Consider the following 16561-nt stretch of genomic DNA (forward strand, 5'->3'; position numbering starts at 1 on the left):
CGGTTACTAAGTGCTATCATTGAATGCAGGCTACCTTAGATATTAAACTCGCTGCTCTTCAATCGGTAACCACATTTGCATCAACACTAGCAAGCGATCAACATCGATAGGCTTGGGCAGATAATCATTAGCTCCTGCTTCAAGGCACTTCTCCTTGTCACCTTTCATGGCGTTTGCTGTTAAGGCTAAGATTGGAATACTCTGTAAGTTTTCAATTTCGCGAATTCGGCGCATGGTTTCATAACCATCCATCTGAGGCATCATAATATCCATTAACACCAACTCTATATCCTGCTCCTCTTGCAAGAGCTTAATGGCTTCAGCGCCGCCCGGGGCTAAGTGCACCACCATATTTCGTTTACGTAATACTTTGGCTAGGGCGAAGGTGTTACGCATATCATCATCAACCAAAAGAATAGTGCGGCCATCCAGGTCGATATCTTCGTCATTATTAAGAACGGCGGGCTTAGCATTAGCCACCAATTGTTGTTCACTAAGCTCCTTGGTATTCAATGATTCTTCACCTACCGATTCAGCCGGGCCTGCTTGCTGCTCTTTTTCGATTTCATTGCTGCGGCACACCAAGCTCGCAAAAGTGTGAATCTCTTCTAGCATACGTTCGGCCGAATCATCTGACTTAATTACAATTTGCTGGGTAAAACGACCGAGCTTATCCTGCTCTTCAAGGCTCAAGTCCCTGCCCGTGTAAATAATCACAGGCGGCAGGTCTGCCTTGTCATCGTCATCAAGCTGCTGCAACAACTCAAAGCCATTAGTGTCAGGCAGTCCTAAATCCAGTATTACACCGTCATAGGTTTTTTCTCGCAATAGGTCCACCGCTTCCTGACCCGATCTGGCTTGACTGAGTGCAACCCCTTCCATTCGCAGTAAACGAGTAAGCGCTAAGAAAGTCGCGTGATCATCTTCTACCACCAGCATTTTTAATTGGGTGACATCTGGATTCACCAGCTGGTTAATAACCGTTTTGATTTCACTTGGTGATGAAGGCTTTAAGGACTTGCCAACCGCACCCATTATCTGCATATCCGATAAACCATCTAAGGCGGTAAACACATGTACAGGTAAATCTTGGGTAGCGGCTGTAGATTTAAGCGCAGCTAACACATCGCTACCATCTAAGCCAGGAAGCATATAATCTAAAATCACCCCTTGGACGGGATACTGCTCAGCCATAGCGATACCAGATTCACCATCGGCAGCTACAATGGCCTGGCAATTTTGCTGGTGACAGGCCTGCAATAAGATATCAGAGAATTTTTCGTCGTCTTCTACAATCAACAGCAGTGGCTTGCCGGCCTGCAAATTTTGTCGATCATCCTTGAAATTACCTTCAGCATCCAGCGGAGCCTTGGCAACTTCTTGCTGTAATAATGCGACTGAGTTGGCAGCGGACTTTTGCGGTCCGTTAGAAGCTGCTAGTGCAGATAGCGGTATCTCTAAGCTGAAACAGCTGCCCTGCCCCACAACACTACTCACTGTGATATCGCCGCCCAGCACCTCCGACAACTTGCGTGCAATGGATAAACCTAAGCCGGTGCCGCCATATACGCGACTGATCGACCCATCAACTTGCTGAAAAGCCTGAAAGATAGTTTGCAACTTATCTTCAGGTATACCGATGCCAGTATCCTCTACTGAAAAATTCAAATTTGTATCACCTGCCGAATCAGCCGAGGTGTGAATACGTAATTTAATGATACCTCGCTCGGTAAACTTAATGGCGTTGCCAATCAAGTTAATTAAAACTTGGTTCAATTTTGCACCATCTGTATGGATCTGAGCCGGCACATCGCTATCAGCTTCAATTACAAATTCCGAGCCCTTTTCCTTTGCCATGTGATCGAAACGTGTTTTTACCGATAACAACAAATCCGAGACACTGACCGGCTCTATATTAAGTTGCATCTTGCCTGATTCCACCTTGGAAATATCAAGAATGTCATTAATCAAGCCTAAGAGGTGCTTGCCACTGTCGTGAATAACGGAGGCGGATTCAACCTCGTCTTCTACTAGATTACCATCTTCGTTATCCATTAAAGATCGCGCAAGAATCAGCAAACTGTTTAAGGGCGTACGCAGCTCATGGGACATATTCGCCAGGAATTCAGATTTATAACGGCTGGCGGCTTCAAGCTCTCTCGCTTGGCGATCAGTCTCTTCTTTTGCGGTACGAAGGTTTTCACTTTGTACTCTAAGCTCTATTCCTTTTTTACGCAGCTCCTCGTTGGCAACTCGCAGTTCCTCTTGCTGCACCTGTAGCTCTTCGGTTTGCGCCTGGCTTTCCTCCAGCATATTTTGTACTTGCACACGTTGCTCAGCAGCAATTAAAGCAAGGCATATGCTTTCAGAAGAATAATCAATTAGTTCTGCAGTACGCTCATAAGGACTACCGAGCCAAGCCAATTCAATTAATGCTACCACCTGACCGTGATACAACAGCGGCACAATCATTAAAGAGTTAGCCATTGTTTCTTGGGTACCAGTGCGCACCACCATTTTGATTTCAGAATCACCACTTGAGTTAACAACAATGGTTTTTCTGTCTTGAATTGCCTGACCAACAAGACCTTGCTCTGTAGATACCAGAGCTTCGAGTTCCGGAGCCTCACCCATTCCATAGTGGCCAATCAACTCTAGGTGATCACCAACATAAAAGTAGATCGTCGCTGCTTGCGCTTCTAACTGTTCTGATAAAACTCGAATAACATTTCGAGAAAGAACCTGAGTGGATTGATCCGCCCCAAGCACTTCAGATAACCTAGTCATACTATCCTTGTACCACAGATCAGACTCTACCGAGCTGATCGTTTCTTTCAGGTGGCCCACCATGGCATTTAGAGCATTGCCCAGCTGGTTAAACTCATACCATTTAGAATCTGGAACTTTCTGATCCAAATTCCCTTTAGTGATTTCCTTAGCGCTTCTCACCATTTGCGTAACTGGCTGCACGATGCGAAGAGCGAGAAAATAGCCCGCCATGCCTACAACGACTATCGCAGTGGCCAAAAGGACAAGTATATCCCTACTGTGAGCTTCTAACTGACTAAAAGCCTCAGCCTCATCCATTTTCACAACCATACCAATACCGGCCGACTCGATTGGGTGCCAAGCCGCAAGCACTGGCACTGGACGATAGTCCAGTGAAGCTTCCACGCCGCTATTACCGGCCAGAGCTTCACGAATGGGTTTGGCCCATTTGCCACTCATCTCAATACGTTTTTTATAGGTCGCCCCTTTTACATGACGCAGTGGAGCCATTAATAGCGCAGAACCTTCATATTGCGTGGCAAAAACAATTTCGCCAGTTTCGCCAATACCGGTGTAATCCTGCGCAATATTAATGAGTTCTCTATTATCAAACTGCTCGACAATAATAGCGGTAAGCGAAGCGCCATCCATAATGGGCATCGCGATGTAGAAAGTGAAGGTGCCCGGATAATTTACATCTTCGACAAAAGGCGACATCACAGGCTCTGCAGAATTTAACGATCGATCGAAAAGCTTTTGCAAACCGCTACCGTGGTAGCGCCCCTCATAAATGCTATAGCCTGCTGAATCGCTATATGCATCCTGATAAAGAACAGTGCCATTAGGATCTAAAAGGTAGAAGCTTCTAAAACCGGCTACCGACTTAATATCTCGAACGATATTGCGAATAACCTTGCTTTCTTTTGAATTTTCTAAGGCAGCCCCGCTATTACTTTCAAAAAGGCGCCTTAGATTCGCTACGTTCTCTCGTAGAACAGAAGATCTAGAAACGAGCTTAATTCTTTGGCGCTGCTGCTTTTCATAGTCTTTCCAGCGTGTCAGTTTATGATCGGCAATGGCTGATAGAGAATTACCAACTTCCTTATGAATAATATCGGAGTAAACCGCACTGCTAATGTACACCAGCGCACCCAGAGGCAAGATGGCAATCAAGAAAAATGACAGTATTAGGGTAAATTTCAACCTATTCATAAAACTAATAGCTCTTCACGTAAGTCCCATTAAACTTATTTATGCTCTAAAACACAGGCTGACTCCAGTTCGCTTGAGCCGCATATATAAGTCTTAAATTCTTCATTACTGATAGCCGGGCTAAAGTAAAAACCCTGCACATAATCGCAGCCAATATCCCTAAGGAAATCGTATTGCTCCTTAGATTCTACGCCTGTAGCAATTACCTTCATGTCAAAAATATGGGCAATAGCCATTACAGACCTCACTATTTTTTCCTGAGCCTCATTGCCCGGAACCTCCTTGATAACAGCGCGATCAATCTTCAACTGGGAGGCCAAATTATTTTTTAAGTAGTTCAACGCTGAGACATCAGCTCCAACGTTATCCACAGAAACACCAATACCACATTGCTTAAGGTTGCCAAGCTGCTGCTTAACTGAGTCGAAGGGGCGCGCAAGAATCTTTTCTTTTACCTCCACCCCCAGGAATTCGTCCAGCTCTTCTACCGAAACAGACTCGCCTACGGTCGCGAGGACAGGACTTAGAAAATCGTTAACGTTACCGCTAAAACCATTCTCACTGATTTGCGCGGTAGCGACATTTACCATCACTCGGACTTTTTGCTGCGTTTCGTTCCACCAACGAAGCGAATCCGACAGCGCCTCTGTGATAACCCAATCCCCAATGCGATCAATCACACCACTGGATTCAGCTACGGGGACAAAAGTAGCGGGCTCGATCATGCCTAGCTCTGGGTGCTGCCAACGTAACAGTGCTTCGGCAGCGACCACCTCCAAGGTTTCAACGCAGTGGATAGGCTGATAAAGCAAGAACATTTCCTGCATCTCAAGAGCACGCTCAAGGTATGCCGACATGGCTTTATATTGCTTTTCACTTTCGCTCTGCCCATCAACTACAAAACGAAAACAATTTTTTCCAGCTTCTTTGGCTCGGTACATTGCGCTGTCAGCCGACTTAATAAGCTCAGCCGCGTCAGCCCCATTACCAGGGTACATAGATACCCCAAGGCTAATGCTTAGCTCGAGTTTATGATTAAGCCAGTGAATAGGTTTCGCACAAGTAGAGATAATGGCTTGCAGCTTAGGTATGATGCAGTCACGATCTTGCACATCGGTCATCAAAATAACAAACTCATCACCACCAAAACGAGCAACCGTATCCGTAGGCCGCATCATATTTCGAAGGCGGCTGGCGATTTCTTTCAATACAAAATCACCCGCTTCATGGCCATAAATATCGTTTACAGGCTTAAAACCATCCAGGTCTAAGAACAAAACGGAAAGCTTGCCGCCATAGCGATCAACACGCGCAACGCCTTGGTTAATGTTATCCAACAACTGACTACGATTTGGTAAACGCGTCAACATATCGTGCTTAGCTAGATGCCTTATCTTCTCTTCAGCTTCTCTGCGAAAAGCGACTTCCTGATGAAGGCGAGAATTCATACGCCACATTTCTACGAATATAGCGACCTTGGCCAACAGAATTTCAGCATCAATGGGCTTATGGATGTAATCGACTCCGCCAGACTTATAACCATTAAGCTCATTTCTTTCATCTCTTGCCACCGCAGTAAGAAAGATAATGGGGATATGATGTGTACGATTCTCTTGACGAAGTAAGGTAGCCACTTCATAGCCCGTCATTTGCGGCATCTGTACATCCAACAGTGCCAGGGCTATATCAGGCTCAGTTAAGGCAAGCTGCAGAGCTTGATTCCCATCACTGGCCTCTAAAACTTCGACATCATGACGCCGAAGCAATTTACGCATAGCAATTCGATTAGCGGCAACATCATCCGTAACAAGTATTTTTGGAATCGGTTCCATTAATGCCTCTCCATTCAGTTTTCAGACAAGAATGATTCAAAGTCTTCTGCTGGCATAGGCTTGCCTATATGGAACCCTTGCATTAAATCGCAATTGACTTGCTTTAAAAAATCCCACTGCTCTTTGGTTTCTACTCCTTCGGCGATTACTGTCAAATTAAGACCATGAGCCATAGCAACGATAGCGGTAACTAAGGTTGCATTTTCTTGATCTTCCGGCAAACCGAAAATGAAAGATTTATCTATTTTTACGGTATTTACAGGACAACGCTTCAAGTAGCTTAATGATGAATAGCCGGTTCCAAAATCATCGATAGACATATTGAAGCCCAGATCACGAATATCGATCAATTGCTTACCAATTTTGTCACTATCACTTAGCAATAAGCGTTCAGTTATTTCTAACTCTAGCTTTGCCTCGTTGCCCCCCATCCTTTTCTCGTTGTCTGCATGAATTCTCTTAACTTCTGCAAACAATCTAGGATCATGAAACTGATTGACAGATACATTTACAGCCACGGTTAAATCACGATGAAACTTTGACTGCCAGTATTTAGAGTAAAACTCTGCCTTTCTTAGCACCCACAGGCCAAGTGCGTTTATTTGCCCGCTGCCCTCAGCTATTTCAATAAACTCCTCTGGATTGACCCAACCGAGCTCCTTATTATGCCAACGCAACAGAGCCTCTGCCGCTACAGGTTTGCCGCTTGCCACCTCGACAATTGGCTGAAACCATAGCTGCATTTGCTCTTCTTCTACGGCCTTATGAAGCAGTAGCTCCAAATGCAATTTTTCTTGTGTGCTGCGATTAATATCATCATTGAAGAAATGGTAGTTGCCAGGCCCCATCTCTTTGGCGCGGTACATTGCCGACTCAGCATTTTGAATAGCCGTTTGCGGATCATCGTTAAAATTGTTACCGAGACTGATACCGATACAGGAGGACATTCTTACAGGTTGCGCATCGATAGTTAGCGGCTCTTCAATCACTGACAATATTTTGGTAGCCATTGCAGCCGCGGCTGAAGCATCACTAATCCCCTGGGGAATAATCAGGAACTCATCGCTGCCGATGCGCGCTACCGTATCACCCGCGCGCACCATCTCTTTGAGGCGACGACTGATTTCCACCAGCACTCGGTCCCCAGCATCGTGCCCCAAGGTTTCGTTTATTCTTCTTAAGCCATCAATATCGATAAAGAAAAGCGGGCAAATATGCTCTTCACCTTCGGCGATTGAAAAAGCCTGACTAATTCTATCAAGCGCCAATATTCGATTTGGTAGATCAGTCACCTCATCGAAATTCGCCTGCTTCAGCAAGCGTCGCTCATAATCCTTACGAACCGTAATATCTTCTTCAATACACAGATAGTTGCTAATTTCTCCACCAGCATCATACAAAGGCGATATCGTGGTGTAGGACCAATAAAGATTGCCATCTTGTTTTCTATTATGCAGCTCACCGCACCAGGACTGCCCAGTTTCGATCGAGTTTAGAATCGACTGCTCGGCGCTCTCCGGGTTGTAACCTGATTGGTGAAAACGCAAACTCTCACCAAGCACTTGATCGGTTGAGTAACCAGCAAGGCGAGTAAAAGTCGGATTAACAAATTCAATTTTTGCATTGGCATCGGTTATGATCACCGAAGCAGGACTTTGTTTTACAGCTTCAGATAGCTTGCGTAGATTTTGCTCTGCCTTAACCCTTTCGCCAACTTCAATTTTCAATTGTTGATAGTTTTCTTTAAGCTGCTTATTTAGGCTCTCAAGCTTTTGTTTTTGTTCGTGCAATTGCAAAAAGACATTAACTTTGGAAGTTAGAATGTCACGCTCAACCGGTTTTTCAATATAATCCACCGCGCCGGATATATAACCCAGCATTTCATGACGCTCATCTTTATAGGCGGCAGTAACAAAAATAATAGGTACGCAACGGCTTCGCTCTTCGTAGCGCAAAAGCTCTGCGACTTCGTAGCCGTTCATTTCTGGCATATTGATATCGAGAAGTATCAATGCGATATTGTCGTGCTTAAGCATCATCATCAAAGTTTCATTACCCGAGGAAGCTTCGATAATATCCGCATCAACAGACTTTAATACTTGACGCATGGCAACACGATTGGCCAGTACGTCATCAGTCACCAGGATCACTGGACGTGGTAATGCTGCATTCACTTGACACCCTTCCCAAATCCTTTGCACGAGGCCTATGCAGCCACACCACTTGTGCCCGTTTTTCGATAATTTTTATGGATAGATATAAAGCTGTCATAGCAATTAAGAAACTAATTTTTATGACGCCTTAAATTGAAGACTAGACCAGCAAACGCTGAATGCAATTTACTGGCAAAGTTATTATATTTTCAGCTCACAGCTCGATTTTTAGTTGACCCGGCCAACAGCTTTCATTGAAAATGCAAGCTCCTAAGCAATTGGCTTCCTCTACTGATCAATGACTGAAACGAATTCAATGAGTTACCAAGTAAATACGCCAAACCACAGCCCGCTGTCCGCTAGCTAATGGCCATCATCGACCCTAGCTGGACGGTATCCAGCCGCCAAGCCTTGCTTTTTATGCAACTGGCCGACAGCCTGAACGTTTCACGCCAGCGCTTGATCAGCGACTGCGATCTGGATCCTCTGTGGCTCGAGAATCCCGATTTTCGTATGCCGGTTGCGGCTATTTACAAATTGGCCAAACGCCTAGCTAAGTTAAGTGGTAACGAAGATATCGGTTTATTGGTCGGGCGCGTTAGTTACTTAAACCTGGTCTCTTTAATACTCTATCTACCGCGTATTTGTGACAACTTAAGACAATGGCTCAACATGATGCCAAGCGTGATGGAAATGCAAGGTGATATCGGCGAGTCAGTGGTTATTCGCGAAGGGGATTGCATACGCACACAATGGAACCCGCTGATCAATAACGAACATAGCGGGCGGTACTTTGCTGACATGATATTGGCTTCTTCGGTTTCCTTACTGCAATCGGTCTGTATTCAGCCAGTTAAAATAGAAAAAGCGTACTTCGCCTACCCCGAACCAGAAGACCTCAGCTTGCATCATCAAATATTTGGCGAGCAGCTCTTTTTTGAACAAGCCTTCAGCGGCCTCTTTTTTGATATTGCCGCTTTGGATTACCCGCTTGTTAAGCCTTTAGATGCCGCTGCCCTTCGCCTGCATGAGAATATCCTAGGCGCCGTTGACCGCGATAGTGGAGACGGCTTTTTACGCCAAATGCGTCGCTCCATTGTGAAAGCGCTGCCCAGTGGCGCCATGAGCATCGACAGTATTGCTGAAGAGCTAAGCATCTCTAGACGCACCTTACAGCGGCGTCTCTCCGAGCGTAATACGCATTTTTTAAATGAGGTACAAGATATTCGCTCGGCCATCGCTGCCAGGCTTCTTAAAAACCAACAAATGGGCATAACTGAAATTGCCTTTTTACTAGGCTATGCCGACTCATCTTCCTTTTCCACCGCCTTTAAAAGCTGGCATGGCATCTCCCCTAAGGACTATGCCCAGCAGCATGGTGGCGAGGCGGTAAGCCCTACACCTTAAGCCTCTACGAGCATCTTTTCGCTTTGGCACCTATGCCAAATCGGCTGGCACCAATTCCAATGCAAGGGCTCTACAGCCGCTCTAAGATTGATGGTTCTACCGCCTAGGATTGCCAAACTAACGGCATTAATCCCTTGGTCATGATAAGAATTGTTGGAGAAGCCCATGTCCCTAGATTTTGATAGCGCCCGTTTGCACAACCCGTATCTCACTGAAGATCATGAGGCTTGGCGCAGTCAATTGCGCAAATTCCTTGATAGCGAAGTAGCCCCTTACTTTGACGATTGGGATGAGGCCGGCAAGATACCTGACGAAATGTGGAAAAAAGCCGCCGATGTGGGCCTGCTGCAGCTAGGCTACCCTGAGCAATACGGCGGCATCAGCGAAGGTATCGATCTGTATCACGCCCAGATTGTCAACGAAGAACTTGGCCGTATCGGCTCTGCAGGCGGTATTGCCAGCACCCTGCTAGTGCACGGCATTGGCTTACCTCCAGTGGTAAACTTCTCCCAAGACCACATTAAAGAAGAGGTGGTTCCGAAGGTATTAAGCGGTGAGAAACGCATTTCACTTGGTATTACCGAACCAAGCGGCGGCTCAGATGTAGCTAATATCAAAACCACCGCTCGCCGCGAAGGCGATTACTACATCGTCAACGGCAGCAAGACCTTCATATCAGGCGGTATGGGGGCAGATTGGATCAGCACGGCTGTACGCACCGGTGAAGATGGCCCAATGGGGGTTTCTATGTTGTTAATCCCTACCCACTTAGAAGGTGTTAGTCGCACACCGCTAGACAAGAAACAAGGCTGGTGGTGCTCTGACACCGCGACCATTTACTACGACAACGTTAAAGTTCCTGCCGATCACTTAATTGGCGAAGAAGGACATGGCTTCTTAGTGATCATGAATAACTTTAACAGTGAGCGCATGGCGATGATCGTCAATATGGAAGCCTGCGCCCGCTGCTGTTTAGATGAAGCGGTTAACTGGGCGAAGGATCGTAAAACTTTTGGCAAGCCTTTGTCTAAGCACCAGGTCATTCGTCACAAAATTTCTGAGATGAAGCAACGCATCAACGCTACCCAAGCGTATATTCAATTCGTCACCCGCGAGCTTTCCGAAGGTCGAGGCGATTTTGGTGATATAGCTTTGTTGAAAGTTCAGGCCAGTGAAACCATGGAGTTTTGCGCCAAAGAAGCCAGCCAAATCTTAGGCGGCGCATCTTATCTGCGCGGTTGTAAAACCGAGCGAATTTATCGTGAAGTCCGAGTCAATGCTATCGGCGGTGGCTCAGAAGAAATTATGCGTGATTTAGCGTCGCGTCAGTATCAGCTATAAGCGAGTTTTGGAGAAGATTATGCAAACCGATGCAACGACCTTGGATGCCTTTCGCGCTGAAGTTTCCCAATGGTTGATAAATAATATACCCGAGGACCCTGGCTTTTTATTGCCACAATCTTTTATGGAGGTTGGCAGTGAAGAGCAGCTTGAGTTTTTAATTGCCTGGCAGAAAAAGGTCTATGAAGCTGGCTACCTTGGCATGGCTTGGCCTAAAGAATATGGCGGTGGCGGTATGCCGCAGGTTTATCAAAATATTGTCGACGAAGAATTGATGAACCACAAAGCCCCGATCATTTTTAATGTGATTGGCCTCGGCTGGGCCGGCCCATTAATTCTGGATATGGGTACAGAAGAAGAAAAGCAAAAGTACATCAAAGGCATTTTAACGGCTGATGATATTTGGTGTCAGGGCTTCTCTGAACCCGATCATGGTTCAGATCTGGGTAATGCGCAAACCCGAGCGGTGCGCGATGGCGATGACTACATTGTCAATGGCAGCAAGATCTGGACGACCTTTGGCAACTACGCCAAGTACATGATTTTGTTGGCACGTACCAACCCAGATGCACCCAGCAAATACGCCGGCTTATCGTTTTTCCTATCGCCCATGCATGCCGACGGCATCAGCACAACTCCGATTCAAAAGATTACTGGCGAGTATGGCTTTTGCCAGACCTTCTTCGATGATGCGCGAATTCCTGCCAGTTGCCTAATGGGCGAAGAAAACCAAGGCTGGAAAGTGGCTATGCGCACCTTGGAATACGAGCGCAGCGTTCATGGCGGCCAGGCAAGTACCTATAAGTTCTTGCCAATTGCCATGGAAGATTTGCTTCACAGCTGCAAAACCATTGAGCGTGATGGCAAGCCGCTATTAGAAGATCCTGTCGTTCAAGATCAGCTGGTACAGTTTTTAATCGAAGAAAAGTCTCTAGCCCTAATGAAAGAGCGCGGAGATATTCCTGAGCTTTGTACCGATTACCCCTTTTCACTGGCCCTCAGCGGTAAGTTGATCGCCACCGAACTATTCCGTCGCGCCAGACAATACGCCGTGAGCCTACAAGGTGCCAAAGGTGGCCTCTATGTTGGCGACAATATGGCAATCGAAGGCGGCCAATGGCAACGAGGTTATTTCAATAACTTCTCAGCCACCATTGGCGGTGGCACCAGCCAGGTACAAGCAAACATTATCGCTGAGCATGCTCTTGGTTTGCCTAAATAAGCAAGCAATATATTGAGCATTTAATACAGGATACGAAAATGACGTTTATTAATATTGAAGCCAACACCGATATGCGCTTCAGCGAAGATCAGCAAATGATTCAAGAAGCCGCCCGTGGCTTTTGCCAAGACAAATCGGACATTGAAGCAGTAAGAAAATTGCTTGATAGCGAGACAGGGTTTCAGCCTGAGATATGGCAAGAAATGGTTGAGCTTGGCTGGCTTGGTATGTGCATCGACGAAGCCCATGGTGGCTCTGCACTAAGCTTAGACTGCCTGATTCCCATCGCCGAAAGCATGGGGCGTCAGTTATTGGCAACACCTTTTTTCGCCAGCACCCTAGCGGCACAACTCATTCAACGCGCCGGTAGTGAGGCACAAAAAACTCGCTATCTACCCATGATAGCCAGTGGCACAATTGCGACGCTAGCGCTATTGGATAATGAGGATTGGGGCGCAGCGCTAAGTAAATGTAACTTGAGTGCAGACGGTAAAATAAATGGCCGCAAAGTTTTGGTTGAAGCGGCCGCACAAGCTGAGATATTTATCGTCTTGTGCCAACAAGGCGAACAACAGCGCCTGGTAATTATAGAGCGCTCCGAACTAGACAACTCTGCGATTGAAACTCACACACTGATCGACGAAACCAAACGTGCTGGCATTGTAAGCTTAAACGATTTCAGCATCAGCGAAGCGCAGCTTATGCCTACCTCAGCTGCAGATGCCTTAGCTGATGTTAAGCTGATTGGTGCTTTGCTAATCGCAGCAGAATCCGTCGGTTCGACAGCGGCTTGCTTAAACCTAACCGTGGAGTACTTAAATACTCGCAAACAGTTTAATAAGCTGATAGGTTCTTATCAGGCTTTAAAACACCCTACCGTGGATATGCTGAATATGATGGAGGGCGCTCGCTCACAGGTTTACCACGCCGCTACATTGTTAGCCGATAGCCAAGGTGATATTACCCGCGATGCCGAGATTGCTTGTCGCATGTCGAAAGCCAGCGCTAATGATGCGCTGCTGTTTGCCGGCGATCGCGCCGTGCAATTTCATGGTGGCATGGGTTTTACCTATGAGTGTGATGCCCAGCTATATATTCGCCGCGCTCAATGGAGCCAGCAACACTATGGCGATTCAGCTTATCACCGCAAACGCTTGGCGCCATTAATTCTTGCTTAAGGTGCTACACATAAAGCATTGGTCACTTTAGGCCGCCGGCAATTGGCCAAAACGACTGAGCAATTGCCGGGCGAAAACAAAAACGGGCATTATTTATGCCCGTTTTTTGTTGGTAATCTTTAGCAAGCAATACTCTCATTAAGTATTCGTCGCCCAGCCACCCGCAAACGGTACCGCCTGTCCAACAATATGTGTATTCCCCTCAGAGGCCAAAAACGCCATTAGATTTGCGGTTTCTTGGGCGGGCGCGCATCTCCCAGCAGGAACTTGTTTTAGCTCTTCTTTAAACTTTTCACTCTCGCGACGCTCCAGCGGATAATAAGCATCATTTTCAACATAGTTTTGCGCAATTGCATTGAACTGTACGCCAGCTCTCGCCAGCTCACTGCCGGCTGCTCGTACAAAGGCGTTTTGCGCTCCGCGCATGGCTGAATATGCACTGGCACCGTATATTGCTCGTAAAGGGGAGGCGCTGGTCATCCCAACAATTTTACCCTGCCCACGCAGCTTCATTTGACCAGCAAAGGCACGCACCACACGCATAAATGGATGCAACAAACCATCACATAAGGAAAACCAGTCTTCATCCGTGATATTTTCCACTTTGTTAGGACGAGGCTCAGTGCCAAAGTTAGCAATCAGAATATCAGTTTGACCCGCTTCAGCCATTAGCTCCTCTACCGCCTCATTACTATCCAGCGCTGCCGGCCAAGCTAGGACATTGGCCCCCAATGATCGAAAGTGCTCAACCGCTACCGGTCCCATATAGTTATCGCTATCGGTAACGACCACCCTTTTATTTTCAAACTCGCCTTGCTTCATACTTATCTCGTCTTTTGTTACTGTTGTTATTGTGATTATCAAATTATTTTCACAATGAGAGTGAAATCGCCAAATATGACCGACTACCCCAGCGCAAATCGTAAGACAGCATCAAGCAGCATAGTATCGGCTATATTAGTCAGCATTATGTTTTGCGCGGCATTAGTTGCAATTTTCGGAATCTGCCAAGTTTTACATATTAGCATGCCGGAGCTTGGCATTTATCCTAGAGAAACTGACAGTTTATTGGGCATTTTGTTAGCGCCTCTATTACACGGCTCGTGGTCACATGTCATCAATAATATATCGGCCTTGCTGATACTAATTGCCGGTTTGTATTTAGGTTATCCGCGCAGTCGTTACTATGCACTTATCGTTATTTGGCTGGGGTCTGGGATACTCACTTGGTTTTTCGCCCGCGACAGTTTCCATTTTGGTGCCAGCGGTTTAAGCCATGGTTTATTTTTTTACTTACTGGTCATTGGCTTATTAAGACGAGACAAGCGCTCTACCGCACTGTTAATGATCGCCTTCTTTTTATATGGCGGAATGTTGATGAGCATTTTTCCAGGTGAGCCTGGAATATCCTATGAGCTCCATTTATTTGGAGCAATGATGGGAGTGCTAATGGCCTTTCTTATGCGCCACCGGGACCCTCTTCCCGAGCGCAAAATCTATTCATGGGAAGAGGAAGATGATAGCCAATTGGATGAAAACCCGTATTGGCTAGAGGATTCAGTGGACAATCAAACAGTAGAAAGACAAAGCGACAAACATTAAGCCAGGCACTATAAACCTAACTCACTCAATAGCGCATCACTGTCATCACTGCCACCGCTGCTTACCGAAGTAATTTTGGCGTTTTCTATAGCGCTCTGGTGCCCTGCAATGACGGCATCCGGATCATGCGCATCTTCAGCAATATAATCTTTAGTGGCAACAAATTCGGTATTATCCATGGAGTATTCCAAGTAGAAGTTATTATTGCCATTGGTGTAAAAAGCTACGCGCTTGGTGACCGGCTCTTGTAAACCAGCATCGATTGAAATTGTCAGCTGACGACCAGAGGTCAACACCTTAGGCTGGCTTTGGTCAACACAGCTCTGCAGGCGCATATTCACTTTATTGATAAAATCACCAACAATCTGATTCATCAATTCGCCTACAATATCGGAAACCTCATCAGAAGTGTGCTGCAAAGCCAAACTGGATTCATCCATACCCATGCTGAGCATATAATCTTGGTAAATTTCCATCGCCGCCGCCGCACTAAAATTCAGCACCACCAAGCCAGTAAAGCCACCTTCGAATACCACAAAGCCGGAAATATCGGGTTTCAAGCTGGTAGTCTTTATCGATTGAATCATTTGCGCGTGGCGCACAGGCTTGTGGCAGGCGGTTGTTAACACGGTGGAAACAGAGCCGCAGAGCTCTAAAAGTATATCTTCTGGGCCCACAACGACATTGCTGGACTCTTGGCTATTAACCTGGCTTAAACTGCTCATGCTGTTTCCTTTTCCCTATGCACTTCTTACTGAATACGCGTCTCGTTCATAGCAGTATCGGCGGCAAAGCCCAAGAATTTATGCATACATAGTGTTAATTTTAACCATAAGCATAGTTGGGAAGGTCAGTTTTGCCAGTGCTTACAAACCCAGCAGCCATTGTTGAACAGCATCGACAGCTAAATCCTCCCCTCGGTCTTTTGGCCGAACCACAAAATAACGCTCCTCGCAGGGCAAAGATTCATCACAAGCTTGCACCAACTTACCCTCCTGTATATCGGCTGCGACAAAATAATCAGGTAATATCGCCAGCCCCAAGCCCTCAGTGGCTACCTGTGAGATTAAACTGAAGCTCTGCAAACGCGACCCAGCTAGCGCATCGATTTCATGATCTGATAAACCCGCCGCCCGTAACCAAGCGCCACTCGAAGAAGGTTTTGAGGTGTGATGCAATAAGGGGTAGCGCAAACTCTCTTCACGCTGCTGAATCTTACCAAACTGTTGCAACAGAGAAGGTGCACACACGGCTACCAGGCTATCTGCCATCAGAAACTCAGCATCAAGGTCGGGCCAGTCGCCCAAACCATAGAGGATGGCAATATCATAGCTCGCCGAACCGTAATACAAAGCTTCCATATCGGTCTGCAACTCAATATCAAGCTCTGGATGGCGTTGTTTAAAGGCCGCCAACCTAGGCACAAGCCAGCGACTCGCGATTGCAGGCTCAACCCCCAAGCGTACCCTACCAGAGACCTTACCCTGTAAACGTTGCGAGGCATTATGCAATCGACGCAACAGCTCCCTCACCTCTTCCCAGTAGGCTCGACCTCGCTCCGTAAGGTAGAGTCGCTGCTTCTCGCGGCGAAATAACTGTACCGACAGCCCAGCCTCAAGCCCTGCTATCTGGCGACTTACTGCACTTTGGGTCATATTTAATCGCTGGCTGGCACGGGTCACGCTGAGCAATTCTGCGACGGCATCAAAACACTGTAATGCCTGTGTGCTAGGTAAATACTTGGCCATAGACTTAATGAGTTTTAGGAATGAACTATGGAGAATAAATCGTTATTCAAAATCTGCCAAGGGATCTATGCTTGAATCATTGAAATAAAGGAGGCAA

At 46.5% G+C, this 16561-nt stretch carries 11 protein-coding genes; 5 read left to right on the forward strand and 6 right to left on the reverse strand.

What is annotated here, in order from left to right:
* Positions 1 to 42: 42 nt before the first annotated feature.
* From Q1A41_RS06880 to Q1A41_RS06890, 3 genes are read right to left on the reverse strand one after another with little or no spacing between them, the layout of a single operon-like run.
* Positions 43 to 3981 (reverse strand): response regulator, encoded by a 3939-nt coding sequence (locus tag Q1A41_RS06880; protein ID WP_299976250.1) that lies wholly within the window; start codon positions 3979 to 3981, stop codon positions 43 to 45.
* A 35-nt stretch (positions 3982 to 4016) separates the two neighbouring features.
* Positions 4017 to 5813 (reverse strand): EAL domain-containing protein, encoded by a 1797-nt coding sequence (locus tag Q1A41_RS06885; RefSeq protein WP_299976253.1) that lies wholly within the window; start codon positions 5811 to 5813, stop codon positions 4017 to 4019.
* A 14-nt stretch (positions 5814 to 5827) separates the two neighbouring features.
* Positions 5828 to 7987, reverse strand: coding sequence for an EAL domain-containing protein (locus tag Q1A41_RS06890; protein ID WP_299976256.1), 2160 nt, complete (start codon positions 7985 to 7987; stop codon positions 5828 to 5830).
* 345 nt (positions 7988 to 8332) lie between these two features.
* Here Q1A41_RS06890 and Q1A41_RS06895 point away from each other — a divergent pair, with 345 nt between their 5' ends.
* The 4 genes from Q1A41_RS06895 to Q1A41_RS06910 all read left to right on the forward strand — a co-directional run bounded on the left by Q1A41_RS06895 (position 8333) and on the right by Q1A41_RS06910 (position 13114).
* The gene (locus tag Q1A41_RS06895) at positions 8333 to 9373 is read left to right on the forward strand and encodes an AraC family transcriptional regulator (RefSeq protein ID WP_299976259.1); all 1041 of its coding nucleotides are present in this window, start codon (positions 8333 to 8335) and stop codon (positions 9371 to 9373) included.
* A gap of 165 nt (positions 9374 to 9538) precedes the next feature.
* Positions 9539 to 10714: an acyl-CoA dehydrogenase family protein gene (locus tag Q1A41_RS06900; protein ID WP_299976262.1), complete on the forward strand. Its 1176-nt coding sequence runs from the start codon at positions 9539 to 9541 to the stop codon at positions 10712 to 10714.
* Between the two features lie 19 nt (positions 10715 to 10733).
* Positions 10734 to 11936, forward strand: coding sequence for an acyl-CoA dehydrogenase family protein (locus tag Q1A41_RS06905; protein WP_299976265.1), 1203 nt, complete (start codon positions 10734 to 10736; stop codon positions 11934 to 11936).
* A gap of 38 nt (positions 11937 to 11974) precedes the next feature.
* A complete protein-coding gene (locus tag Q1A41_RS06910) occupies positions 11975 to 13114 on the forward strand; it encodes an acyl-CoA dehydrogenase family protein (RefSeq protein WP_299976268.1) in 1140 nt (379 codons plus the stop codon).
* Between the two features lie 138 nt (positions 13115 to 13252).
* Here Q1A41_RS06910 and Q1A41_RS06915 read toward each other — a convergent pair whose 3' ends face one another.
* Positions 13253 to 13936, reverse strand: coding sequence for an SDR family oxidoreductase (locus tag Q1A41_RS06915; protein WP_299976271.1), 684 nt, complete (start codon positions 13934 to 13936; stop codon positions 13253 to 13255).
* A gap of 75 nt (positions 13937 to 14011) precedes the next feature.
* Here Q1A41_RS06915 and Q1A41_RS06920 point away from each other — a divergent pair, with 75 nt between their 5' ends.
* Positions 14012 to 14716 carry a rhomboid family intramembrane serine protease gene (locus tag Q1A41_RS06920; protein ID WP_299976274.1) on the forward strand — a complete coding sequence of 235 codons (705 nt, stop codon included), beginning with the start codon at positions 14012 to 14014 and terminating at the stop codon, positions 14714 to 14716.
* Between the two features lie 8 nt (positions 14717 to 14724).
* On the opposite strand, the gene Q1A41_RS06925 is transcribed toward Q1A41_RS06920, so the two are convergent.
* Entirely contained in the window at positions 14725 to 15441 is a 717-nt protein-coding gene (locus tag Q1A41_RS06925) for a DUF3334 family protein (protein WP_299976277.1), read from the reverse strand.
* 141 nt (positions 15442 to 15582) lie between these two features.
* Positions 15583 to 16464 carry a LysR substrate-binding domain-containing protein gene (locus tag Q1A41_RS06930; protein WP_299976280.1) on the reverse strand — a complete coding sequence of 294 codons (882 nt, stop codon included), beginning with the start codon at positions 16462 to 16464 and terminating at the stop codon, positions 15583 to 15585.
* Positions 16465 to 16561: the final 97 nt, after the last annotated feature.

Origin of the sequence: uncultured Pseudoteredinibacter sp. (assembly GCF_947502065.1) — a bacterium.
Classification (GTDB): Bacteria; Pseudomonadota; Gammaproteobacteria; order Pseudomonadales; family Cellvibrionaceae; genus Pseudoteredinibacter.